The sequence below is a fragment of the Vibrio atlanticus genome (genome assembly GCF_024347315.1).
Classification (GTDB): Bacteria; Pseudomonadota; Gammaproteobacteria; order Enterobacterales; family Vibrionaceae; genus Vibrio; species Vibrio atlanticus.
Window position 1 is genome coordinate 3248147 of the sequence record NZ_AP025460.1, and the last position, 23441, is coordinate 3271587.

General features: G+C 46.1%; 12 protein-coding genes, 9 tRNA genes, 7 rRNA genes and 1 pseudogene. 4 read left to right on the forward strand and 25 right to left on the reverse strand.

Annotated elements, in window-relative coordinates:
• Positions 1-135 precede the first annotated feature (135 nt).
• The 11 genes from rplL to OCV30_RS14690 form a co-directional block, all read right to left on the reverse strand.
• The gene (gene rplL, locus OCV30_RS14640) at positions 136-501 is read right to left on the reverse strand and encodes a 50S ribosomal protein L7/L12 (RefSeq protein WP_009844674.1); all 366 of its coding nucleotides are present in this window, start codon (positions 499-501) and stop codon (positions 136-138) included.
• A 57-nt stretch (positions 502-558) separates the two neighbouring features.
• Entirely contained in the window at positions 559-1053 is a 495-nt protein-coding gene (rplJ, locus tag OCV30_RS14645; protein WP_009844673.1) for a 50S ribosomal protein L10, read from the reverse strand.
• Between the two features lie 242 nt (positions 1054-1295).
• A complete protein-coding gene (rplA, locus tag OCV30_RS14650) occupies positions 1296-2000 on the reverse strand; it encodes a 50S ribosomal protein L1 (protein ID WP_012605004.1) in 705 nt (234 codons plus the stop codon).
• Between the two features lie 4 nt (positions 2001-2004).
• Positions 2005-2433 (reverse strand): 50S ribosomal protein L11, encoded by a 429-nt coding sequence (rplK, locus tag OCV30_RS14655; protein ID WP_010435555.1) that lies wholly within the window; start codon positions 2431-2433, stop codon positions 2005-2007.
• A 212-nt stretch (positions 2434-2645) separates the two neighbouring features.
• On the reverse strand, positions 2646-3194 hold the full coding sequence (gene nusG / locus OCV30_RS14660) for a transcription termination/antitermination protein NusG (RefSeq protein WP_012605006.1): 549 nt from the start codon (positions 3192-3194) through the stop codon (positions 2646-2648).
• A 13-nt stretch (positions 3195-3207) separates the two neighbouring features.
• Complete coding sequence (gene secE, locus OCV30_RS14665; protein ID WP_017096511.1) at positions 3208-3585, reverse strand: preprotein translocase subunit SecE; 378 nt, start codon at positions 3583-3585, stop codon at positions 3208-3210.
• 223 nt (positions 3586-3808) lie between these two features.
• Entirely contained in the window at positions 3809-4993 is a 1185-nt protein-coding gene (gene tuf, locus OCV30_RS14670; protein ID WP_012604914.1) for an elongation factor Tu, read from the reverse strand.
• Between the two features lie 95 nt (positions 4994-5088).
• A tRNA-Thr gene (locus tag OCV30_RS14675) sits at positions 5089-5164 on the reverse strand.
• 13 nt (positions 5165-5177) lie between these two features.
• Positions 5178-5252 (reverse strand) — tRNA-Gly (locus tag OCV30_RS14680).
• Between the two features lie 39 nt (positions 5253-5291).
• A tRNA-Tyr gene (locus tag OCV30_RS14685) sits at positions 5292-5376 on the reverse strand.
• Positions 5377-5420: 44 nt separating this feature from the next.
• Positions 5421-5496: transfer RNA gene (locus tag OCV30_RS14690), tRNA-Thr, on the reverse strand.
• Between the two features lie 209 nt (positions 5497-5705).
• Between OCV30_RS14690 and coaA the strand changes: the two genes are divergently transcribed.
• Positions 5706-6629, forward strand: coding sequence for a type I pantothenate kinase (gene coaA, locus OCV30_RS14695; protein WP_009844725.1), 924 nt, complete (start codon positions 5706-5708; stop codon positions 6627-6629).
• A gap of 7 nt (positions 6630-6636) precedes the next feature.
• Here the strand turns inward: coaA and birA are convergent, their stop codons facing one another.
• Complete coding sequence (gene birA / locus OCV30_RS14700) at positions 6637-7602, reverse strand: bifunctional biotin--[acetyl-CoA-carboxylase] ligase/biotin operon repressor BirA (protein WP_065679893.1); 966 nt, start codon at positions 7600-7602, stop codon at positions 6637-6639.
• A complete protein-coding gene (gene murB, locus OCV30_RS14705; RefSeq protein WP_065679894.1) occupies positions 7599-8645 on the reverse strand; it encodes a UDP-N-acetylmuramate dehydrogenase in 1047 nt (348 codons plus the stop codon). Before murB ends, birA begins: the two co-directional genes overlap by 4 nt.
• 66 nt (positions 8646-8711) lie before the next feature.
• Here murB and OCV30_RS14710 point away from each other — a divergent pair, with 66 nt between their 5' ends.
• The 3 genes and pseudogenes from OCV30_RS14710 to OCV30_RS14720 all read left to right on the forward strand — a co-directional run.
• Positions 8712-9143 carry a GNAT family N-acetyltransferase gene (locus OCV30_RS14710; protein ID WP_065679895.1) on the forward strand — a complete coding sequence of 144 codons (432 nt, stop codon included), beginning with the start codon at positions 8712-8714 and terminating at the stop codon, positions 9141-9143.
• A 91-nt stretch (positions 9144-9234) separates the two neighbouring features.
• A complete protein-coding gene (pssA, locus tag OCV30_RS14715) occupies positions 9235-10575 on the forward strand; it encodes a CDP-diacylglycerol--serine O-phosphatidyltransferase (protein WP_065679896.1) in 1341 nt (446 codons plus the stop codon).
• A gap of 113 nt (positions 10576-10688) precedes the next feature.
• Positions 10689-11288: pseudogene (locus OCV30_RS14720) on the forward strand (IS630 family transposase); the annotation flags it as partial.
• A gap of 269 nt (positions 11289-11557) precedes the next feature.
• On the opposite strand, the gene OCV30_RS14725 reads toward OCV30_RS14720, so the two are convergent.
• The 12 genes from OCV30_RS14725 to rrf (OCV30_RS14780) all read right to left on the reverse strand — a co-directional run bounded on the left by OCV30_RS14725 (position 11558) and on the right by rrf (OCV30_RS14780) (position 23358).
• A tRNA-Asp gene (locus OCV30_RS14725) sits at positions 11558-11634 on the reverse strand.
• A 67-nt stretch (positions 11635-11701) separates the two neighbouring features.
• Positions 11702-11817 (reverse strand): 5S ribosomal RNA (gene rrf, locus OCV30_RS14730).
• Between the two features lie 119 nt (positions 11818-11936).
• Positions 11937-14829: ribosomal RNA gene (locus tag OCV30_RS14735) — 23S ribosomal RNA — on the reverse strand.
• A gap of 384 nt (positions 14830-15213) precedes the next feature.
• A tRNA-Val gene (locus OCV30_RS14740) sits at positions 15214-15289 on the reverse strand.
• Between the two features lie 32 nt (positions 15290-15321).
• Positions 15322-15397 (reverse strand) — tRNA-Lys (locus tag OCV30_RS14745).
• A gap of 2 nt (positions 15398-15399) precedes the next feature.
• Positions 15400-15475: transfer RNA gene (locus OCV30_RS14750), tRNA-Glu, on the reverse strand.
• Between the two features lie 91 nt (positions 15476-15566).
• Positions 15567-17121: ribosomal RNA gene (locus OCV30_RS14755) — 16S ribosomal RNA — on the reverse strand.
• A 447-nt stretch (positions 17122-17568) separates the two neighbouring features.
• A 5S ribosomal RNA gene (rrf, locus tag OCV30_RS14760) occupies positions 17569-17684 on the reverse strand.
• A gap of 116 nt (positions 17685-17800) precedes the next feature.
• A 23S ribosomal RNA gene (locus tag OCV30_RS14765) occupies positions 17801-20693 on the reverse strand.
• Positions 20694-21060: 367 nt separating this feature from the next.
• A tRNA-Glu gene (locus OCV30_RS14770) sits at positions 21061-21136 on the reverse strand.
• A 91-nt stretch (positions 21137-21227) separates the two neighbouring features.
• Positions 21228-22782, reverse strand: a 16S ribosomal RNA gene (locus OCV30_RS14775).
• A gap of 460 nt (positions 22783-23242) precedes the next feature.
• Positions 23243-23358: ribosomal RNA gene (gene rrf, locus OCV30_RS14780) — 5S ribosomal RNA — on the reverse strand.
• The 16S, 23S and 5S rRNA genes sit together here with 5 tRNA genes alongside, the layout of an rRNA operon.
• Between the last annotated feature and the right edge of the window lie 83 nt (positions 23359-23441).

Below are 23441 nucleotides of genomic sequence, written 5' to 3' on the forward strand. Positions count from 1 at the left end.
GAAAAAATGATTGTTTTTTTGCTTGGATTATGACGGTTAAACAGCGGAAATTTCGTCATAGCCCTACAGCGCAAAAAGGCCGGTGGTTAATAAACCACCAGCCATTAGCCTTGCGGCTAAGAAATTAAGTAATAATTACTTAACTTCAACAGAAGCGCCAGCTTCTTCTAGCTGTGCTTTAAGAGCTTCAGCTTCAGCTTTGTCAACGCCTTCTTTAAGCGCTGCAGGAGCTGAGTCTACAAGACCTTTAGCTTCTTTAAGACCTAGGCCAGTTGCGCCACGTACAGCTTTGATAACTTGTACTTTGTTAGCGCCAGCAGCAGTTAGGATTACGTCGAATTCAGTTTGCTCAGCAGCAGCTTCAGCAGAAGCACCACCAGCTACAACTGCAGCAGCAGCAGTAACACCGAATTTCTCTTCCATAGCTTCGATAAGCTCAACAACTTGCATTACAGACATTTCTGCAACTGCGTCTAGGATTTGCTCGTTAGTAATAGACATAACAATTCTCTTTTAAGTCAACAATAAGTTTAAATAGCAACCAGTGAAAAGCAAGGCTTAAGCCGCAGCTTCTTCTTTTTGGTCGCGAACAGCAGCGATAGTACGAACCAGCTTGCCGGCAGAAGCTTCTTTCATGCACATCATTAGGCGTGCGATAGCTTCGTCGTAAGTTGGTAGTGTCGCTAGTACTTCAGCATCAGTAACTGCGCCTTCAAATGCAGCAGCTTTGATCTCGAAATCTTTATTCTCTTTAGCGAAGTCTTTGAAAAGACGCGCTGCAGCACCTGGGTGCTCATTAGAGAATGCGATCAGAGTTGGACCAGTGAAAGTGTCAGTTAGACACTCGTAGTCTGTACCCTGAATCGCACGGCGTGCTAGTGTGTTACGAACAACTCTCATGTAAACACCCGCTTCGCGAGCTTGTTTACGTAGAGAAGTCATTGCGCCAACAGTAACGCCACGAGAATCAGCTACAACTGCAGAAAGTGCACCACTGGCAGCTTCGTTGACTTCAGCAACAATTGCTTTTTTGTCTTGAAGATTTAAAGCCATTTGGATTAACCTCTGGTTGTGATTACAGCACTCATACAAAATGTAATGAGCGTTTACGATGTTATTTAAAAATGAATAAATTCACTTCAAACCACAACATCGCCTACGTAGGTTTTATTAAGCCATACCTCCGAAGAGTACAGCGCCTACGGTCTTGGGACGGATGACCTGAATTGCTTCAAAAATCACCCAACCACAAATATTAGGCGCAGAAGTATACACTAAATCTGCGCCGAAGCAAATTAGTTTGCTTGAGTGTCAAGACTAGCTTGATCAACAGTAACACCAGCACCCATTGTAGTAGAGATGCTTACTTTCTTCAGGAAAGTACCTTTCGCTGAAGAAGGCTTAGCTTTCTTAAGAGCAACTAGAAGTGCTTCTAGGTTCTCTTGAAGCTGGTTAGCTTCGAAAGATGCTTTGCCGATAGTAGTGTGGATGATACCGTTCTTGTCGTTACGGTAACGAACCTGACCAGCTTTAGCGTTCTTAACCGCTTCAGCAACGTTAGGAGTTACAGTACCAACTTTAGGGTTTGGCATAAGGCCGCGTGGACCTAGGATTGTACCTAGTTGACCAACAACACGCATTGCATCAGGAGAAGCAACAACAACGTCGAAGTTCATTTCGCCTTTTTTCACTTGCTCAGCAAGATCTTCCATACCAACGATATCTGCGCCAGCTGCTTTAGCTGCTTCTGCGTTTGCACCTTGAGTGAACACAGCAACGCGGATGTCACGGCCAGTACCGTGAGGTAGCACAGTTGCGCCACGTACGTTTTGGTCAGATTTACGAGCATCGATGCCTAGGTTAACAGCAACATCTACAGACTCAACGAATTTAGCAGTAGCTAGTTCTTTAAGAAGAGCAACAGCTTCGTTGATTTCGTATTCTTTAGTTACTTCAACTTTGTCGCGGATTACGCGCATACGCTTAGTAAGTTTTGCCATGATCTTATCCCTCTACCACTAGGCCCATTGAACGAGCAGTACCAGCAATAGAACGCTTCATTGCTTCGATGTCAGCACCAGTCATATCAGCAGCTTTAGTTTCTGCGATTTCCTGAACTTGAGCGTCAGTTACAGTACCAACTTTCTCAGTGTTTGGACGACCTGAACCAGACTTAACGCCAGCAGCTTTCTTAAGAAGAACAGCAGCAGGTGGAGTCTTAGTTACGAACGTGAAAGAACGGTCGTTGTAAACAGTAATTACTACTGGAGTAGGTAGACCTTTCTCAACAGATTCTGTTTTTGCGTTGAACGCTTTACAGAATTCCATGATGTTCACGCCGTGTTGACCTAGAGCAGGACCAACCGGTGGACTTGGGTTTGCCATACCAGCTGCAACTTGCAGTTTGATATAAGCTTCAACTTTCTTAGCCATGATATTTCCTAATTTTTGGGTACATGCGCTAGCCCTGAGGCAAGCTCCCCTTAATTTCAATTAACTCTTTCTTACTTCGATAGAAGTAAAAAGGCGCGAAATTATAATCATAATTCGCGCCTTTAACAACCCTAAAAAGGTGGTTTTTTATACTCTTTTATTTTAAACAACTTATGAAGTATTTATCCACAGCTTGTTCAAAAGTTAGAGTTTTAGTCCAGCTTTTCAACTTGACCAAATTCAAGCTCAACCGGTGTTGCACGACCAAAGATCGATACAGATACCTTAATGCGGCTTTTCTCGTAATCTACTTCTTCAACTGTACCGTTGAAATCAGCAAACGGACCATCGTTCACACGAACCACTTCACCCGCTTCGAACATTGTCTTAGGACGTGGAGACTCGCTCGCTTTCTCTAGACGGTTCAAGATAGCATCAGCTTCTTTATCAGTGATTGGTGCAGGACGATCAGAGGTACCACCAATGAAGCCCATAACACGAGGAATGCTGCGTACTAAGTGCCATGATTCATCATTCATGATCATTTGCACTAATACGTAGCCAGGGAAGAACTTACGTTCGCTTTTACGGCGTTGACCTGCACGCATTTCCACTACTTCTTCAGTAGGTACTAAAACGTCACCAAAGAATTCTTCCATGTCGTGCATTTTAATATGTTCGCGTAACGATTGAGATACACGACCTTCATAGCCAGAAAAGGCTTGAACTACATACCAACGTTTTTTTGGAGCTTCACTCATGAATCAGAACCCTCTACACTCCAGTTGCTAGAGAAACTAAACGGACCATAATGCCGTCAATTCCCCAAAGCACTAGAGACATAACAATACATACAGCTAAAACGATCAATGTAGTTTGCATAGTTTCTTGGCGAGTAGGCCAAACAACTTTACGAATCTCCATACGAGATTCTTTTGCAAAATCGATCGCAGCTTTACCTTTAGTTGTTGTTGCTGCAACGCCTAGTGCGGCAGCAATCAGCACAACTACACCTGCAGCGCGAATTACAACAGACAATTCACCATACAGGTAATTACCCACAACAGCAGCAGCCAACAGTACAAAAGCGACTACCCACTTCATTGTATCTGCTGCACCTGAGCTATCAGGAGTTTCAGCGTTTGCTTTCATAAAACCAACCTGTGATAAGTCTTAAATATAGACGACAATAACCCCGCTGTTGCAGGGCACATTCCTTTGCGTTGCAAAACAACACATCTAACAGTCATTTTAGTTAAAAAGACCGTTTAATTCTTTGCTAAGAGTTAAAATTGATGTCAAAACACCCAACTCTTTTTTCAGCGCAGAAAAAGGGCATCAAATGATGCCCTTTTTACTAGTGGTTCGTCAAATCTTATGCAAAGATTTTAGCTACAACACCAGCACCAACTGTACGGCCACCTTCGCGGATTGCGAAACGTAGACCTTCGTCCATTGCGATTGGAGCGATTAGCTCAACAGTCATTTGAACGTTGTCACCTGGCATTACCATTTCTACGCCTTCAGGTAGAGTGATGTCGCCTGTTACGTCAGTTGTACGGAAGTAGAACTGTGGACGGTAACCCTTGAAGAAAGGAGTGTGACGGCCGCCTTCGTCTTTAGAAAGTACGTATACTTCAGACTCAAACTTAGTGTGTGGGTTGATTGAACCTTTAGCAGAAAGTACTTGGCCACGTTCAACGTCATCACGCTTAGTACCACGTAGAAGTGCACCAACGTTCTCACCTGCACGACCTTCGTCAAGCAGTTTACGGAACATTTCAACACCAGTACAAGTAGTAAGAGTAGTCTCTTTGATACCAACGATTTCTACTTCGTCACCTACACGTAGGATACCGCGCTCGATACGACCAGTAACTACAGTACCACGACCTTGGATTGAGAATACATCTTCAATAGGAAGTAGGAACGGTAGATCAACAGCACGCTCTGGAAGTGGAATGTAAGAATCTAGTGCTTCTGCAAGCTCAACGATCTTGTCTTCCCACTGCTTTTCGCCGTTTAGAGCGCCAAGTGCAGAACCTTGAATTACTGGTAGGTCGTCTCCTGGGTACTCGTACTCAGAAAGAAGTTCACGAACTTCCATTTCTACTAGCTCAAGTAGCTCTTCGTCATCAACCATGTCACATTTGTTCATGAATACGATGATGTAAGGGATACCAACTTGACGACCAAGTAGGATGTGCTCACGAGTTTGTGGCATAGGGCCATCTGTAGCAGCAACAACTAGGATACCGCCGTCCATTTGAGCAGCACCAGTGATCATGTTTTTAACATAATCGGCGTGTCCAGGACAGTCTACGTGTGCGTAGTGACGTTCAGGAGTATCGTACTCAACGTGAGAAGTTGCGATTGTGATACCGCGCTCGCGCTCTTCTGGAGCGTTATCGATAGATGCGAAATCTTTAGCAACACCGCCGTACACTTTTGCAAGTGTAGTACAGATAGCAGCAGTTAGAGTTGTTTTACCGTGGTCAACGTGGCCGATAGTACCAACGTTTACGTGCGGTTTCGTACGTTCAAATTTTTCTTTAGACATGGGGTGTCCCTCTAGGTACGGATTAGGTGGCTTAAAATAAGACCACGCAACCAAAAAAAATGGTTTTCTTTATTAAAGGAGAAGAAGCTTTTGACTGGTGCTAATACCCAGAGTCGAACTGGGGACCTCACCCTTACCAAGGGTGCGCTCTACCGACTGAGCTATATCAGCACACAAAATGAGTTGGAGCGTGCAGCGGGAATCGAACCCGCATCATCAGCTTGGAAGGCTGAGGTAATAGCCATTATACGATGCACGCAACACGTAACTCTGTTTGAGCTATTTAACCTTTAGAATATGGTGGAGGGAGACGGATTCGAACCATCGAAGGCAGTGCCGGCAGATTTACAGTCTGCTCCCTTTGGCCACTCGGGAACCCCTCCAAATTTTGAGCTTTCTCTCGCTTACCTTAAAGAAAGGGAGAAAGTGGTGCCGACTACCGGAATCGAACTGGTGACCTACTGATTACAAGTCAGTTGCTCTACCTACTGAGCTAAGTCGGCACAAGTGGGGCGCATTTTATTGAATGATTTTCCACCTTGCAATAGTAAATTGAAAAAAAGTGAAAAATTCTCCTATCAAATTCCTATATACGGCTATTTAGCTCAAGGTTTCTGCCTTTAACCCACATCTAGTACAGGAAGATATTTTATTTATCTATCGCTTGATGTATTTTCCATGCACTTGTTTTGTTATCCACTATAGAGTTTATATGAGCCCATTTATGTCATTTGACCGCGAACGTTGGTCTGAGCTAAGGAATTTAGTTCCGATGACACTTTCTGAGAGCGACTTAAAAGAGCTTCAAGGCATCAATGAAAAGCTCACAATGGAGGAAGCCGTTGAGATCTACCTGCCGCTCTCTCGCCTATTAAATCTCTATGTGGCAGCCAGACAGAATAGAAACTCAGTACTCCATCAATTCCTGGATAAAAACGAGAAAGCACCACCTTTTATCATCGGTATTGCTGGAAGTGTCGCTGTGGGCAAAAGTACAACTGCACGACTGCTTAAAGCCCTACTTTCTCGCTGGGAGAACCACCCAAAAGTTGAGCTAGTGACAACCGATGGCTTCTTATACCCAAATGAGGTGTTAGAAGAAAAAGGATTGATGAGTAAAAAGGGTTTTCCGGAGTCTTACGATATTAAGCGTTTAGTGAACTTTGTTTCGGATGTAAAAGCATGCAAGAGAAATGTCACGGCTCCCGTGTACTCGCATCTTACGTACAACATTACTGATGACGTTAAGTGTGTCGACCTACCAGATGTGCTTATTATTGAAGGACTTAATGTCCTACAAACAGGCATGAACGATCCACACGAGCCACATCGCGTGTTTATTTCAGACTTCCTTGATTTCTCACTCTATGTTGACGCTGATAGCCAACAAATCAAAGAGTGGTACGTCAATCGCTTTATGAAATTCCGCGATGGCGCGTTTACCAAACCTGGCTCTTACTTTAGTCATTACACAAAATTATCGAACCAAGCGGCACTGGATAAAGCGGAAGGTATCTGGAGTTCAATTAATGGCTTGAACCTAGAACAAAATATCCTTCCTACACGAGAAAGGGCTCACTTGATTCTACGTAAAGGCGCAGATCATATGGTTGAAGAAGTGTTACTAAGAAAATAGTAACACCTTAATCGCCTTTTCTTAGCGATATCTCTCCACCGATATAGCTCTCGATACCATTCTCAGTTTTGAGTAATACAGCACCTTGTTCATCGATGCCTTGAACAACACCTTCAATTTCTCTAGGTCCAATGATCAACCTAACATTGCGACCTAAGAAATTATCAAAGCGATTCCAACGCTCTACAAAATTCGACATCCCTTTCAACTCATAATCAACAAGAGACTTATCCCAGGCATTGATCAGAGCCTGTGCTAACTGATTGCGATCGGGCACCTTCCCATCACACACTTCTTTAAGAGAAGTCCACGGTTGGCCAATACCTGATGTTGTTGGATCCATGGATAAGTTTAGCCCTAAACCAATCACAATATGAGCAGCGCCACCAGACTGCCCTGACAGCTCTACCAAGATACCGGCAAGCTTCTTGTCATTATGGTAAAGGTCGTTCGGCCATTTGAGCTTTATACCTTCTACGCCCATCTCTTCCAAAGCTTCAACAACAGCTACACCAACCACAAGGCTCAAGCCCATCGCGGCAGCCATCCCTGCGTCGAGTCTCCAATACATTGAAAGATAGAGGTTTGCACCGAATGGCGATACCCACTCTCGTCCACGACGTCCACGTCCCGCAGCTTGATATTCAGCAATACAGACAGAACCCGATTCGAGGGTGTTAGTACGCTCTAATAGGTGTTGGTTTGTAGAACCTATGATTGGAATCAGCTCAAGAGAAGCATCTCGACTAACAACAGACAATTTGTCTTCGTTGAGCATATCTAAACGGCTAGCTAACTTATAACCCTTGCCTTGTACTCGGTAGATATCTAAACCCCACCCTTGAATACCTTTAATGTGCTTACTGATAGCCGCTCGTGATACACCAATCATTTCACCTAGATCTTCACCTGAATGAAACTCACCGTCAGCAAGACATCTCAATAGTGCAAGCTTGGTACTGTGTTCTCTCATGCCAATGACTCCAGAGCCTTGTCTAGGTTTGTCTCGCAGTCTCGTCCCATAAAACGCACTTCATGTTCCAGTCGAATATCGAATTTATTCAAGACAGACTGACGCACTCGCTCTGCAAGCTTAAGGATATCCACAGCAGAAGCCTCATCATAATTGATGATAACCAATGCTTGGTTTGGGTGAACTTGCGCACCGCCTTCTGTCACGCCTTTGAACTGGCATTGATCAATCAGCCAGCCAGCAGCGACTTTGATCATGTCATTGCTCTCATAGCCGACAATATTGGAATATAGAGCTAACAAGCGATCAAAATGATCTTTGGTGATCACAGGGTTTTTGAAGAAACTGCCCGCATTGCCTTGGACTCTAGGGTCTGGCAACTTACTTGAACGGATAGCGCATACTTCATCAAATATAGTACGAGGAGAGAGCGTATCGGCTGCTAGGCTTTTTAACGGGCCATAGTGATTACATGGCTCCCACTCCTTCGGCAACGTTAAACCGATAGCAACAACAATCGCCTTATCGTAGAGAGCGTGCTTGAAAACAGAATCTCGGTAACCAAAGAGACACTCTTCTTTGCTTAATCGCTTAACTGTATAAGTATCCAGACACAGGATATCGACATACTCGCATACGTCTTGTAGCTCAACACCATACGCACCAATATTTTGAATCGGAGCCGAACCTGAACAGCCGGGTATCATTGCTAGGTTTTCTAGACCACCAAGCCCTTTATCCACACTCCATTCAACTAAGTTTGGCCAATCTTCCCCCCCACTGACATGCAGTAGGTGATGACTGTCCGTCTCGGTCAACTCAATCCCGGTTAATTTATTCACAATGACTAGGCCAGCGAAGTGCTCAGTAAAAAGCATATTACTGCCCTTACCCAGTATCAACTTAGGTAAATCTGACCATTTAGGGGCTCTGTAAACGGAAATTAATTCTTCGATAGTGGTGACTTCAACCAACGCATCACACGTCTGATCTATGGAAAAAGTATGAACATTTTTTAAACTAGCATTGAGATGGAATTGCATGGCGATATTCAATTAACTTACACTGCAGTCATTCTACAGCAGATAAACCAATGGCGCAGTGACTGAATGAACAATGTCATCATTACCCAATTAGACCCAGTAAAGGTTCCCCTAGTTAAACGTTTCTATAAAGAACATTACCCAACGGGAAAAGCGAATAAAAGTGAACTGATCTATTCGTTATTACTGGATAACGAGCTGTGCGGTATCGTGCGCTTTCGTACAATAGAGAATAATCGCTTACTTACTGGAATGGCGATATCAAAACAACATCGCGGTAAGCAATTAGGCTCCCAACTTATGGACTATTGTGCGCAACATACACTTACGGAAGACGATTATTGCTTTGCGTACGCTCATCTCACCAATTTTTACGCGCGGCACCTATTCATACAAATAGACCCTAAAGATCTGCCAAATGGTTTAAGAGTTTTATACGAGCGCTACTCGAATAGCGGAAAAGATCTCATTCCTATGCATTATCAGCAAAATTGTTAGAGAATGCCTCGATTATCTAGTATTTGATGCTATCCCTTTGGTAAAATTAAAGGTTCGCAATTTTGCATATTTTTAAGGTAAAACAGTCAATATGATTGCCAGTAGGAATCCATTCATACAGTTGCCAACCATAGCGCAGAATCCTGACAAGTTTGAAGTACTACTATCAGCGCAAGAGTTTCGAACTCGTCTACTTGATGAGATATCTCGCGCAACGACTCGTATTAGTTTAGTCGCTTTGTATCTTGAAGATGATGAGGCTGGCCGTGAAATCCTAACTGCCTTATATGAAGCAAAACAAAAGAATCCAGAATTAGACGTGAGCGTTTGTGTCGATTGGCACCGAGCTCAGCGTGGATTGATTGGCGCAGAATCTTCTGAAGGTAATGCTGCAATGTATAAAGAGTTTGCAGAAAAATATCAGCACTCTGTACCCGTCTATGGCATTCCAGTTCGCGGCAAAGAAGTCTTTGGCGTATTGCATTTAAAAGGCTTTATCGTCGATGACAGCGTGATATACAGCGGTGCAAGCCTTAACAATATCTACCTGAATTACCATGACCGCTATCGCTTTGATCGTTACCATGTTTTAAACAACGCAGCGCTTGCTAATTCAATGTTTACGTACGTACACGAACAGATGGTTGCGGATAGCGCTGTTTATGACCTGGCTGATAAGAACAAGCCTTCGACCAAAGAACTGAAACCAGCGATTCGTCAGTTTCGTGCATCATTAGCAAGGTCTCAGTATCAATTCGATGGCCAAGAGGTTTCAGCAGACCAAGTTGCTGTAACACCATTAGTTGGTATCGGTAAAAGACGTAACCGTCTGAATCAAGGAATCAATCAACTCGTAGCTCAAGCTAAAGATGAAATCTTTATCTGCACACCTTACTTCAACTTCCCACCTAGCCTAGCTAAAGAAGTGAAGAAAGCGCTTAAGCGTGGCGTAAAGGTCAGCATTGTTGTTGGCGATAAGACAGCGAATGATTTCTTTATCTCGCCAGAAGAAGAGTTTAAAACGATTGGTGGTCTTCCATACCTTTACGAATTGAACTTACGTCGTTTCGCTAAAGCTAATGAGGCTCATATTGCTAGCCGTAATCTATCAATTCGACTTTGGCAACACGATTCTAATAGCTTCCACCTAAAGGGTATTTGGGTAGATAAGCGCTACATGCTACTAACAGGTAATAACCTAAACCCTCGCGCATGGAAGTTGGATCTAGAGAACGGCATCTTTATCCAAGACAACTACCATCACCTAACAGATAAGTTCCAAGCTGAAGTAGATAATATCCTTCAACACACTCAACTTATTTGTACTTATAAGCAATTGGACAAGGTAGAGAGCTACCCGATGGAAGTTCAAAAATTGATTCGTAAAATCACTCGAGTGAAAGCCGATAGAGTGCTTAAGCAAATACTGTAGTCGGATGTATTAGAAACACTATTTATCAACGCCTAGCAAACGCTAGGCGTTTTTGTATCTGCGATATAAATGACTAAATCGTGAAAATCATTGATAAGTACTACCACCCGAATTCTATCTATTATCTCCTAGACCACATGGGCTTTTCTTGGATAGCTTCTCGCTCCAAACACCCCAAACAATCACAGCAAATCCAAGACGATTTTAAAAAAATCAAAATAGAAACGGTCCTTAAGATCCCTGGTCATATTGGGCTAGAGTATGTTGATGTCTGGTTTCAAGACGAAGCTAGGTTTGGTCAACAGAACACAACTACACGTCTTTGGGCGACTCGTGAAACGAGGCCTCGCGTGGTAAAACAACAGCAATTTGAATACGCTTATTTGTTTGGTTCGGTATGCCCTGAAAGAGGAATTGGTGAAGCAATAGTGGTTCCTTGGGTCAACAAGGACATAATGAAAAATTACTTAGAGCAGATATCGAAAGCTACAGAAAAAGGACGTTATGCAGTCGTTATTGTGGATGGAACAGGCTGGCATACTGATGATATTACGAGAGAATTTAATAACGTCACTACTATTAAGCTTCCTCCCTACTCGCCAGAGCTCAACCCTATAGAGCAAGTTTGGAGTTGGTTGCGACAACATTATCTAGCGAATCAAAGTTTCACTGATTATGACGACATTGTTTCCAAGGTTTGTCGTACTTGGAATGGATCTCTTGAGTGAAAAGATCGTGTCACAAAAATGAGCAGAAGAAATTCGATAAACCTGATCAGTTAATTTTCCGGATTGGTATAAAACTCACATCTCAGAAACGACGAAAGCCTAGTCGTCAGACTAGGCTTTCTGATAAATGGAGAAAGAGCCAGGATTGCGAACTTCGAGCAAACCCTTTGTGGGATTCGTTCAACTGAAGTGCAAAACACTTTTCTCCAAATGTAAAAAAGCCCTGCTATTTCTAGCAGGGCTTCTCTAATAAATGGCGGAGTGGACGGGACTCGAACCCGCGACCCCCGGCGTGACAGGCCGGTATTCTAACCAACTGAACTACCACTCCGCAGTGGTCAACTCACTACGTGAGCGTCCATATCTCCAGGTCGGTCAACCTAAAGATTTAATTTAAAGCCTGGCGATGTCCTACTCTCACATGGGGAAACCCCACACTACCATCGGCGCTATTGTGTTTCACTTCTGAGTTCGGCATGGAATCAGGTGGGTCCACAATGCTATGGTCGCCAAGCAAATTTTAAAATTCGGAAAGCTGCTTCTCTATTTAATAGAGCTATAAAAGTATTTCTCTTCAAACTCATTCAAGCGTTTGGTCTTTCTATTGAGTCCACAAAACCCCTTGGGTGTTGTATGGTTAAGCCTCACGGGCAATTAGTACAGGTTAGCTCAATGCCTCGCAGCACTTACACACCCTGCCTATCAACGTCGTAGTCTACGACAACCCTTTAGGACGCTTATAGCGCCAGGGAAAACTCATCTCAAGGCTCGCTTCCCGCTTAGATGCTTTCAGCGGTTATCGATTCCGAACTTAGCTACCGGGCAATGCCATTGGCATGACAACCCGAACACCAGAGGTTCGTCCACTCCGGTCCTCTCGTACTAGGAGCAGCCCCTTTCAATTTTCCAACGCCCACGGCAGATAGGGACCGAACTGTCTCACGACGTTCTAAACCCAGCTCGCGTACCACTTTAAATGGCGAACAGCCATACCCTTGGGACCGACTTCAGCCCCAGGATGTGATGAGCCGACATCGAGGTGCCAAACACCGCCGTCGATATGAACTCTTGGGCGGTATCAGCCTGTTATCCCCGGAGTACCTTTTATCCGTTGAGCGATGGCCCTTCCATTCAGAACCACCGGATCACTATGACCTGCTTTCGCACCTGCTCGAATTGTCATTCTCGCAGTCAAGCGGGCTTATGCCATTGCACTAACCACACGATGTCCAACCGTGTTTAGCCCACCTTCGTGCTCCTCCGTTACTCTTTGGGAGGAGACCGCCCCAGTCAAACTACCCACCAGGCACTGTCCGTAATCCCGATTCAGGGACCAACGTTAGAACATCAAAACTACAAGGGTGGTATTTCAAGGACGACTCCACCACATCTAGCGACGCGGTTTCAAAGTCTCCCACCTATCCTACACATGTAGGTTCAATGTTCAGTGCCAAGCTGTAGTAAAGGTTCACGGGGTCTTTCCGTCTAGCCGCGGGTACACTGCATCTTCACAGCGATTTCAATTTCACTGAGTCTCGGGTGGAGACAGCGTGGCCATCATTACGCCATTCGTGCAGGTCGGAACTTACCCGACAAGGAATTTCGCTACCTTAGGACCGTTATAGTTACGGCCGCCGTTTACCGGGGCTTCGATCAAGAGCTTCGACCGAAGTCTAACCCCATCAATTAACCTTCCGGCACCGGGCAGGCGTCACACCGTATACGTCATCTTACGATTTTGCACAGTGCTGTGTTTTTAATAAACAGTTGCAGCCACCTGGTATCTGCGACTCTCGTCTGCTCCATCCGCAAGGGACTTCACTGATAAGAGCGTACCTTCTCCCGAAGTTACGGTACCATTTTGCCTAGTTCCTTCACCCGAGTTCTCTCAAGCGCCTTGGTATTCTCTACCCGACCACCTGTGTCGGTTTGGGGTACGATTCCTTACAATCTGAAGCTTAGAGGCTTTTCCTGGAAGCATGGCATCAATGACTTCACTACCGTAGTAGCTCGACATCGTATCTCAGCGTTAAGAAAGTCCGGATTTACCTAAACTTTCCGCCTACGTACTTGAACCTGGACAACCGTCGCCAGGCCCACCTAGCCTTCTCCGTCCCCCCATCGCAATTGTAAGAAGTACGGGAATATTAACCCGTTTCCCATCGACTACGCCTTTCGGCCTCGCCTTAGGAGTCGACTTACCCTGCCCCGATTAACGTTGGACAGGAACCCTTGGTCTTCCGGCGAGGGAGTTTTTCACTCCCTTTATCGTTACTCATGTCAGCATTCGCACTTCTGATACCTCCAGCAGCCCTTACAGACCACCTTCAACGGCTTACAGAACGCTCCCCTACCCCACATACCCTAAGGTACGTAGCCGCAGCTTCGGTGTATAGCTTAGCCCCGTTACATCTTCCGCGCAGGCCGACTCGACCAGTGAGCTATTACGCTTTCTTTAAATGATGGCTGCTTCTAAGCCAACATCCTGGCTGTCTGAGCCTTCCCACATCGTTTCCCACTTAGCTATACTTTGGGACCTTAGCTGGCGGTCTGGGTTGTTTCCCTCTCCACGACGGACGTTAGCACCCGCCGTGTGTCTCCCGGATAGTACTTACTGGTATTCGGAGTTTGCAAAGGGTTGGTAAGTCGGGATGACCCCCTAGCCTTAACAGTGCTCTACCCCCAGTAGTATTCGTCCGAGGCGCTACCTAAATAGCTTTCGGGGAGAACCAGCTATCTCCAGGTTTGATTGGCCTTTCACCCCTAGCCACAAGTCATCCGCTAATTTTTCAACATTAGTCGGTTCGGTCCTCCAGTTGATGTTACTCAACCTTCAACCTGCCCATGGCTAGATCACCTGGTTTCGGGTCTAATCCTAGCAACTGTACGCCCAGTTAAGACTCGGTTTCCCTACGGCTCCCCTAAACGGTTAACCTTGCTACTAAAATTAAGTCGCTGACCCATTATACAAAAGGTACGCAGTCACACCACGAAGGTGCTCCTACTGCTTGTACGTACACGGTTTCAGGTTCTATTTCACTCCCCTCACAGGGGTTCTTTTCGCCTTTCCCTCACGGTACTGGTTCACTATCGGTCAGTCAGTAGTATTTAGCCTTGGAGGATGGTCCCCCCATATTCAGACAGGATATCACGTGTCCCGCCCTACTCGTTTTCACTGATTATGAGATGTCGATTACGGGGCTATCACCCTTTATTGCGGCACTTTCCAGAGCCTTCATCTGTCTCATTAAAAGCTTAAGGGCTAATCCAATTTCGCTCGCCGCTACTTTCGGAATCTCGGTTGATTTCTCTTCCTCGGGGTACTTAGATGTTTCAGTTCCCCCGGTTTGCCTCCTGTTGCTATGTATTCACAACAGGATACGTGCTTGTGCACGTGGGTTTCCCCATTCAGAAATCCCAGACTCAAAAGGTTATTACTACCTAATCTGGGCTTATCGCAAGTTATTACGTCTTTCATCGCCTCTGACTGCCAAGGCATCCACCGTGTACGCTTAGTCACTTAACCATACAACCCGAAAGGGTCTTAGTGTATGGCAACTAACCAAGGTTTTTGGTTGTCATCAAGAAGGGTTAATTCTTGATAACTGTTTGCCGGACTCAATTGTGAATCAATGTAAACATTGATTCGAATACAAGACACTTGAATGTGTTTGTTGTGTTTATACCGTTCTTATTAACTAAGAGCAGATAAACATTGAGAACTTTTAAATTTGATTGAATTACTCGTAAGTAAATCAATCAGTCAGCTTTCCAAATTGTTAAAGAGCATGAGACTTTAAGAACCAGTGTTCTAAAATTCACATTTTCTAAAGACTCTCAGGGTCAAACACACCAACCAACGACAAAAGAAGTGGTTTGGACATGACTATAACCAAGAATATTTAGAGAATGGTGGGCGATACCGGGCTCGAACCAGTGACCCCCTGCTTGTAAGGCAGGTGCTCTCCCAACTGAGCTAATCGCCCACGATAGTTTTAATTCCTTCGCGGAGAAAGAATGGTGGGTCGTGCAGGATTCGAACCTGCGACCAATTGATTAAAAGTCAACTGCTCTACCAACTGAGCTAACGACCCAATGGTATCCCGTAGGGGAGTCGAACCCCTGTTACCGCCGTGAAAGGGCGGTGTCCTAGGCCTCTAGACGAACGGGACACTGGATATTGAAGAACTTGGGAGTTCTTCGTCTCTTTACTTTTTTAAACCTAATCAATCTGTGTGGACACTCATCGTAAGTATCTTCGTATAAGGAGGTGATCCAGCCCCAGGTTCCCCTAGGGCTACCTTGTTACGACTTCACCCCAGTCATGAACCACAAAGTGGTGAGCGTCCTCCCCGAAAGGTTAAACTACCCACTTCTTTTGCAGCCCACTCCCATGGTGTGACGGGCGGTGTGTACAAGGCCCGGGAACGTATTCACCGTGACATTCTGATTCACGATTACTAGCGATTCCGACTTCATGGAGTCGAGTTGCAGACTCCAATCCGGACTACGACGCACTTTTTGGGATTCGCTCACTATCGCTAGCTTGCTGCCCTCTGTATGCGCCATTGTAGCACGTGTGTAGCCCTACTCGTAAGGGCCATGATGACTTGACGTCGTCCCCACCTTCCTCCGGTTTATCACCGGCAGTCTCCCTGGAGTTCCCGACATTACTCGCTGGCAAACAAGGATAAGGGTTGCGCTCGTTGCGGGACTTAACCCAACATTTCACAACACGAGCTGACGACAGCCATGCAGCACCTGTCTCAGAGCTCCCGAAGGCACACCTGCGTCTCCGCTGGCTTCTCTGGATGTCAAGAGTAGGTAAGGTTCTTCGCGTTGCATCGAATTAAACCACATGCTCCACCGCTTGTGCGGGCCCCCGTCAATTCATTTGAGTTTTAATCTTGCGACCGTACTCCCCAGGCGGTCTACTTAACGCGTTAGCTCCGAAAGCCACGGCTCAAGGCCACAACCTCCAAGTAGACATCGTTTACGGCGTGGACTACCAGGGTATCTAATCCTGTTTGCTCCCCACGCTTTCGCATCTGAGTGTCAGTGTCTGTCCAGGGGGCCGCCTTCGCCACTGGTATTCCTTCAGATCTCTACGCATTTCACCGCTACACCTGAAATTCTACCCCCCTCTACAGCACTCTAGTTCACCAGTTTCAAATGCAGTTCCGAGGTTGAGCCCCGGGCTTTCACATCTGACTTAATGAACCACCTGCATGCGCTTTACGCCCAGTAATTCCGATTAACGCTCGCACCCTCCGTATTACCGCGGCTGCTGGCACGGAGTTAGCCGGTGCTTCTTCTGTTGCTAACGTCAAGATGTGCAGCTATTAACTACACACCCTTCCTCACAACTGAAAGTACTTTACAACCCGAAGGCCTTCTTCATACACGCGGCATGGCTGCATCAGGCTTTCGCCCATTGTGCAATATTCCCCACTGCTGCCTCCCGTAGGAGTCTGGACCGTGTCTCAGTTCCAGTGTGGCTGATCATCCTCTCAGACCAGCTAGGGATCGTCGCCTTGGTGAGCCATTACCTCACCAACTAGCTAATCCCACCTAGGCATATCTTGACGCGAGAGGCCCGAAGGTCCCCCTCTTTGGCCCGTAGGCATTATGCGGTATTAGCCATCGTTTCCAATGGTTATCCCCCACATCAAGGCAATTTCCTAGGCATTACTCACCCGTCCGCCGCTCGACGCCCATTAACGCACCCGAAGGATTGTTAGTGTCGTTTCCGCTCGACTTGCATGTGTTAGGCCTGCCGCCAGCGTTCAATCTGAGCCATGATCAAACTCTTCAATTTAAGATTTTGTGACTCAACGAATACTGACTTCAAAACTAATATTCATTCGAAAATGAACATGTAATTCTAAAGCTATTACCATTCCAACAGAATGATAATGAATTGACTGTGCCGAATAACTACAAGTAGTTAAACGTATTGGTCACTCAGTTCATTGAAATCAAGTTTGATTCCGAAGAATCTGCTTTATCTAACGATAAAACGTTTTGATATTCATCAACGAGTGCCCACACAGATTGATAGGTTTAAATTGTTAAAGAGCTTGTTCTCTAAAAAGAGAACGCTTTCAGTGCCTTAGCACTTAAGCAGGACGCGTATAATACGCTTTCCACTTTGAAAGTCAACATAAAATACTAAGAAAACTTAGAACTCTATGGTGACTTGTCTATTTAATAGACAAAGTCGAACTTTTGTCTTCACTTTTAAAAAAGTGAAAATAAATTTGGAGCCTGGCGATGTCCTACTCTCACATGGGGAAGCCCCACACTACCATCGGCGCTATTGTGTTTCACTTCTGAGTTCGGCATGGAATCAGGTGGGTCCACAATGCTATGGTCGCCAAGCAAATTTTAAAATTCGGAAAGCTGCTTCTCTATTTAATAGAGCTTTAAAAGTTTCTCTTCAAACGCATTCAAGGTCTGGTCTTTCTATTGAGTCCACAAAACCCCTTGGGTGTTGTATGGTTAAGCCTCACGGGCAATTAGTACAGGTTAGCTCAATGCCTCGCAGCACTTACACACCCTGCCTATCAACGTCGTAGTCTACGACAACCCTTTAGGACACTTATAGTGCCAGGGAAAACTCATCTCAAGGCTCGCTTCCCGCTTAGATGCTTTCAGCGGTTATCGATTCCGAACTTAGCTACCGGGCAATGCCATTGGCATGACAACCCGAACACCAGAGGTTCGTCCACTCCGGTCCTCTCGTACTAGGAGCAGCCCCTTTCAATTTTCCAACGCCCACGGCAGATAGGGACCGAACTGTCTCACGACGTTCTAAACCCAGCTCGCGTACCACTTTAAATGGCGAACAGCCATACCCTTGGGACCGACTTCAGCCCCAGGATGTGATGAGCCGACATCGAGGTGCCAAACACCGCCGTCGATATGAACTCTTGGGCGGTATCAGCCTGTTATCCCCGGAGTACCTTTTATCCGTTGAGCGATGGCCCTTCCATTCAGAACCACCGGATCACTATGACCTGCTTTCGCACCTGCTCGAATTGTCATTCTCGCAGTCAAGCGGGCTTATGCCATTGCACTAACCACACGATGTCCAACCGTGTTTAGCCCACCTTCGTGCTCCTCCGTTACTCTTTGGGAGGAGACCGCCCCAGTCAAACTACCCACCAGGCACTGTCCGTAATCCCGATTCAGGGACCAACGTTAGAACATCAAAACTACAAGGGTGGTATTTCAAGGACGACTCCACCACATCTAGCGACGCGGTTTCAAAGTCTCCCACCTATCCTACACATGTAGGTTCAATGTTCAGTGCCAAGCTGTAGTAAAGGTTCACGGGGTCTTTCCGTCTAGCCGCGGGTACACTGCATCTTCACAGCGATTTCAATTTCACTGAGTCTCGGGTGGAGACAGCGTGGCCATCATTACGCCATTCGTGCAGGTCGGAACTTACCCGACAAGGAATTTCGCTACCTTAGGACCGTTATAGTTACGGCCGCCGTTTACCGGGGCTTCGATCAAGAGCTTCGACCGAAGTCTAACCCCATCAATTAACCTTCCGGCACCGGGCAGGCGTCACACCGTATACGTCATCTTACGATTTTGCACAGTGCTGTGTTTTTAATAAACAGTTGCAGCCACCTGGTATCTGCGACTCTCGTCTGCTCCATCCGCAAGGGACTTCACTGATAAGAGCGTACCTTCTCCCGAAGTTACGGTACCATTTTGCCTAGTTCCTTCACCCGAGTTCTCTCAAGCGCCTTGGTATTCTCTACCCGACCACCTGTGTCGGTTTGGGGTACGATTCCTTACAATCTGAAGCTTAGAGGCTTTTCCTGGAAGCATGGCATCAATGACTTCACTACCGTAGTAGCTCGACATCGTATCTCAGCGTTAAGAAAGTCCGGATTTACCTAAACTTTCCGCCTACGTACTTGAACCTGGACAACCGTCGCCAGGCCCACCTAGCCTTCTCCGTCCCCCCATCGCAATTGTAAGAAGTACGGGAATATTAACCCGTTTCCCATCGACTACGCCTTTCGGCCTCGCCTTAGGAGTCGACTTACCCTGCCCCGATTAACGTTGGACAGGAACCCTTGGTCTTCCGGCGAGGGAGTTTTTCACTCCCTTTATCGTTACTCATGTCAGCATTCGCACTTCTGATACCTCCAGCAGCCCTTACAGACCACCTTCAACGGCTTACAGAACGCTCCCCTACCCCACATACCCTAAGGTACGTAGCCGCAGCTTCGGTGTATAGCTTAGCCCCGTTACATCTTCCGCGCAGGCCGACTCGACCAGTGAGCTATTACGCTTTCTTTAAATGATGGCTGCTTCTAAGCCAACATCCTGGCTGTCTGAGCCTTCCCACATCGTTTCCCACTTAGCTATACTTTGGGACCTTAGCTGGCGGTCTGGGTTGTTTCCCTCTCCACGACGGACGTTAGCACCCGCCGTGTGTCTCCCGGATAGTACTTACTGGTATTCGGAGTTTGCAAAGGGTTGGTAAGTCGGGATGACCCCCTAGCCTTAACAGTGCTCTACCCCCAGTAGTATTCGTCCGAGGCGCTACCTAAATAGCTTTCGGGGAGAACCAGCTATCTCCAGGTTTGATTGGCCTTTCACCCCTAGCCACAAGTCATCCGCTAATTTTTCAACATTAGTCGGTTCGGTCCTCCAGTTGATGTTACTCAACCTTCAACCTGCCCATGGCTAGATCACCTGGTTTCGGGTCTAATCCTAGCAACTGTACGCCCAGTTAAGACTCGGTTTCCCTACGGCTCCCCTAAACGGTTAACCTTGCTACTAAAATTAAGTCGCTGACCCATTATACAAAAGGTACGCAGTCACACCACGAAGGTGCTCCTACTGCTTGTACGTACACGGTTTCAGGTTCTATTTCACTCCCCTCACAGGGGTTCTTTTCGCCTTTCCCTCACGGTACTGGTTCACTATCGGTCAGTCAGTAGTATTTAGCCTTGGAGGATGGTCCCCCCATATTCAGACAGGATATCACGTGTCCCGCCCTACTCGTTTTCACTGATTATGATGTGTCGGTTACGGGGCTATCACCCTTTATTGCGAGACTTTCCAGACTCTTCACCTGCATCATTAAAAGCTTAAGGGCTAATCCAATTTCGCTCGCCGCTACTTTCGGAATCTCGGTTGATTTCTCTTCCTCAGGGTACTTAGATGTTTCAGTTCCCCCGGTTTGCCTCCTGTTGCTATGTATTCACAACAGGATACTTGCTTATGCAAGTGGGTTTCCCCATTCAGGAATCCCAGACTCAAAAGGTTATTACTACCTAATCTGGGCTTATCGCAAGTTATTACGCCTTTCATCGCCTCTGACTGCCAAGGCATCCACCGTGTACGCTTAGTCACTTAACCATACAACCCGAAAGGGTTTCTATTTGCTTTCACTTTAAAAAAGTGAAGACAAATAAGCGTATGGCAACTAACCAAGGTTTTTGGTTGTCATCAAGAAGGGTTAATTCCTGATAACTGTTTGCCGGACTCAATTGTGATTCAAACAAATTTGAATCGAATACAAGACACTTGAATGTGTTTGTTGTGTTTATACCGTTCTTATTAAATAAGAGCAGATAAACATTGAGAACTTTTAAATTTGATTGAATTACTCGTAAGTAAATCAATCAGTCAGCTTTCCAAATTGTTAAAGAGCAAATCACTTCATAATGAAGTAATCATTTTTAAATATTCTCATCAGCTTTTTGCTTAGAAGAATGCTTAAAGATGGTATCCCGTAGGGGAGTCGAACCCCTGTTACCGCCGTGAAAGGGCGGTGTCCTAGGCCTCTAGACGAACGGGACACTGGATATTGAAGAACTTGGGAGTTCTTCGTCTCTTTACTTTTTTAAACCTAATCAATCTGTGTGGACACTCATCGTAAGTATCTTCGTATAAGGAGGTGATCCAGCCCCAGGTTCCCCTAGGGCTACCTTGTTACGACTTCACCCCAGTCATGAACCACAAAGTGGTGAGCGTCCTCCCCGAAAGGTTAAACTACCCACTTCTTTTGCAGCCCACTCCCATGGTGTGACGGGCGGTGTGTACAAGGCCCGGGAACGTATTCACCGTGACATTCTGATTCACGATTACTAGCGATTCCGACTTCATGGAGTCGAGTTGCAGACTCCAATCCGGACTACGACGCACTTTTTGGGATTCGCTCACTATCGCTAGCTTGCTGCCCTCTGTATGCGCCATTGTAGCACGTGTGTAGCCCTACTCGTAAGGGCCATGATGACTTGACGTCGTCCCCACCTTCCTCCGGTTTATCACCGGCAGTCTCCCTGGAGTTCCCGACATTACTCGCTGGCAAACAAGGATAAGGGTTGCGCTCGTTGCGGGACTTAACCCAACATTTCACAACACGAGCTGACGACAGCCATGCAGCACCTGTCTCAGAGCTCCCGAAGGCACACCTGCGTCTCCGCTGGCTTCTCTGGATGTCAAGAGTAGGTAAGGTTCTTCGCGTTGCATCGAATTAAACCACATGCTCCACCGCTTGTGCGGGCCCCCGTCAATTCATTTGAGTTTTAATCTTGCGACCGTACTCCCCAGGCGGTCTACTTAACGCGTTAGCTCCGAAAGCCACGGCTCAAGGCCACAACCTCCAAGTAGACATCGTTTACGGCGTGGACTACCAGGGTATCTAATCCTGTTTGCTCCCCACGCTTTCGCATCTGAGTGTCAGTGTCTGTCCAGGGGGCCGCCTTCGCCACTGGTATTCCTTCAGATCTCTACGCATTTCACCGCTACACCTGAAATTCTACCCCCCTCTACAGCACTCTAGTTCACCAGTTTCAAATGCAGTTCCGAGGTTGAGCCCCGGGCTTTCACATCTGACTTAATGAACCACCTGCATGCGCTTTACGCCCAGTAATTCCGATTAACGCTCGCACCCTCCGTATTACCGCGGCTGCTGGCACGGAGTTAGCCGGTGCTTCTTCTGTTGCTAACGTCAAGATGTGCAGCTATTAACTACACACCCTTCCTCACAACTGAAAGTACTTTACAACCCGAAGGCCTTCTTCATACACGCGGCATGGCTGCATCAGGCTTTCGCCCATTGTGCAATATTCCCCACTGCTGCCTCCCGTAGGAGTCTGGACCGTGTCTCAGTTCCAGTGTGGCTGATCATCCTCTCAGACCAGCTAGGGATCGTCGCCTTGGTGAGCCATTACCTCACCAACTAGCTAATCCCACCTAGGCATATCTTGACGCGAGAGGCCCGAAGGTCCCCCTCTTTGGCCCGTAGGCATTATGCGGTATTAGCCATCGTTTCCAATGGTTATCCCCCACATCAAGGCAATTTCCTAGGCATTACTCACCCGTCCGCCGCTCGACGCCCATTAACGCACCCGAAGGATTGTTAGTGTCGTTTCCGCTCGACTTGCATGTGTTAGGCCTGCCGCCAGCGTTCAATCTGAGCCATGATCAAACTCTTCAATTTAAGATTTTGTGACTCAACGAATACTGACTTCAAAACTAATATTCATTCGAAAATGAACATGTAATTCTAAAGCTATTACCATTCCAACAGAATGGTAATGAATTGACTGTGCCGAATAACTACAAGTAGTTAAACGTATTGGTCACTCAGTTCATTGAAATCAAGTTTGTTACCGAAGTAACTGCTATTACGCTCTTTCGAAAAAGAACCAATAACGTTTTGATATTCATCAACGAGTGCCCACACAGATTGATAGGTTTAAATTGTTAAAGAGCGTGTTCTCTAAAAAGAGAACGCTTTCAGTGCCTTAGCACTTAAGCAGGACGCGTATAATACGCTTTCCACTTTGAAAGTCAACATAAAACTCTAAGAAAACTTAGAACTCTATGGTGACTTGTCTATTAAATAGACAAAGTCGAGCTTTTGTCTTCACTTTTAAAAAAGTGAAAATAAATTTAAAGCCTGGCGATGTCCTACTCTCACATGGGGAAGCCCCACACTACCATCGGCGCTATTGTGTTTCACTTCTGAGTTCGGCATGGAATCAGGTGGGTCCACAATGCTATGGTCGCCAAGCAAATTTTAAAATTCGGAAAGCTGTTAAATTCTCATCAAACTCATTCAAGCGTTTGGTATTTCTTTGAGTCCACAAAACCCCT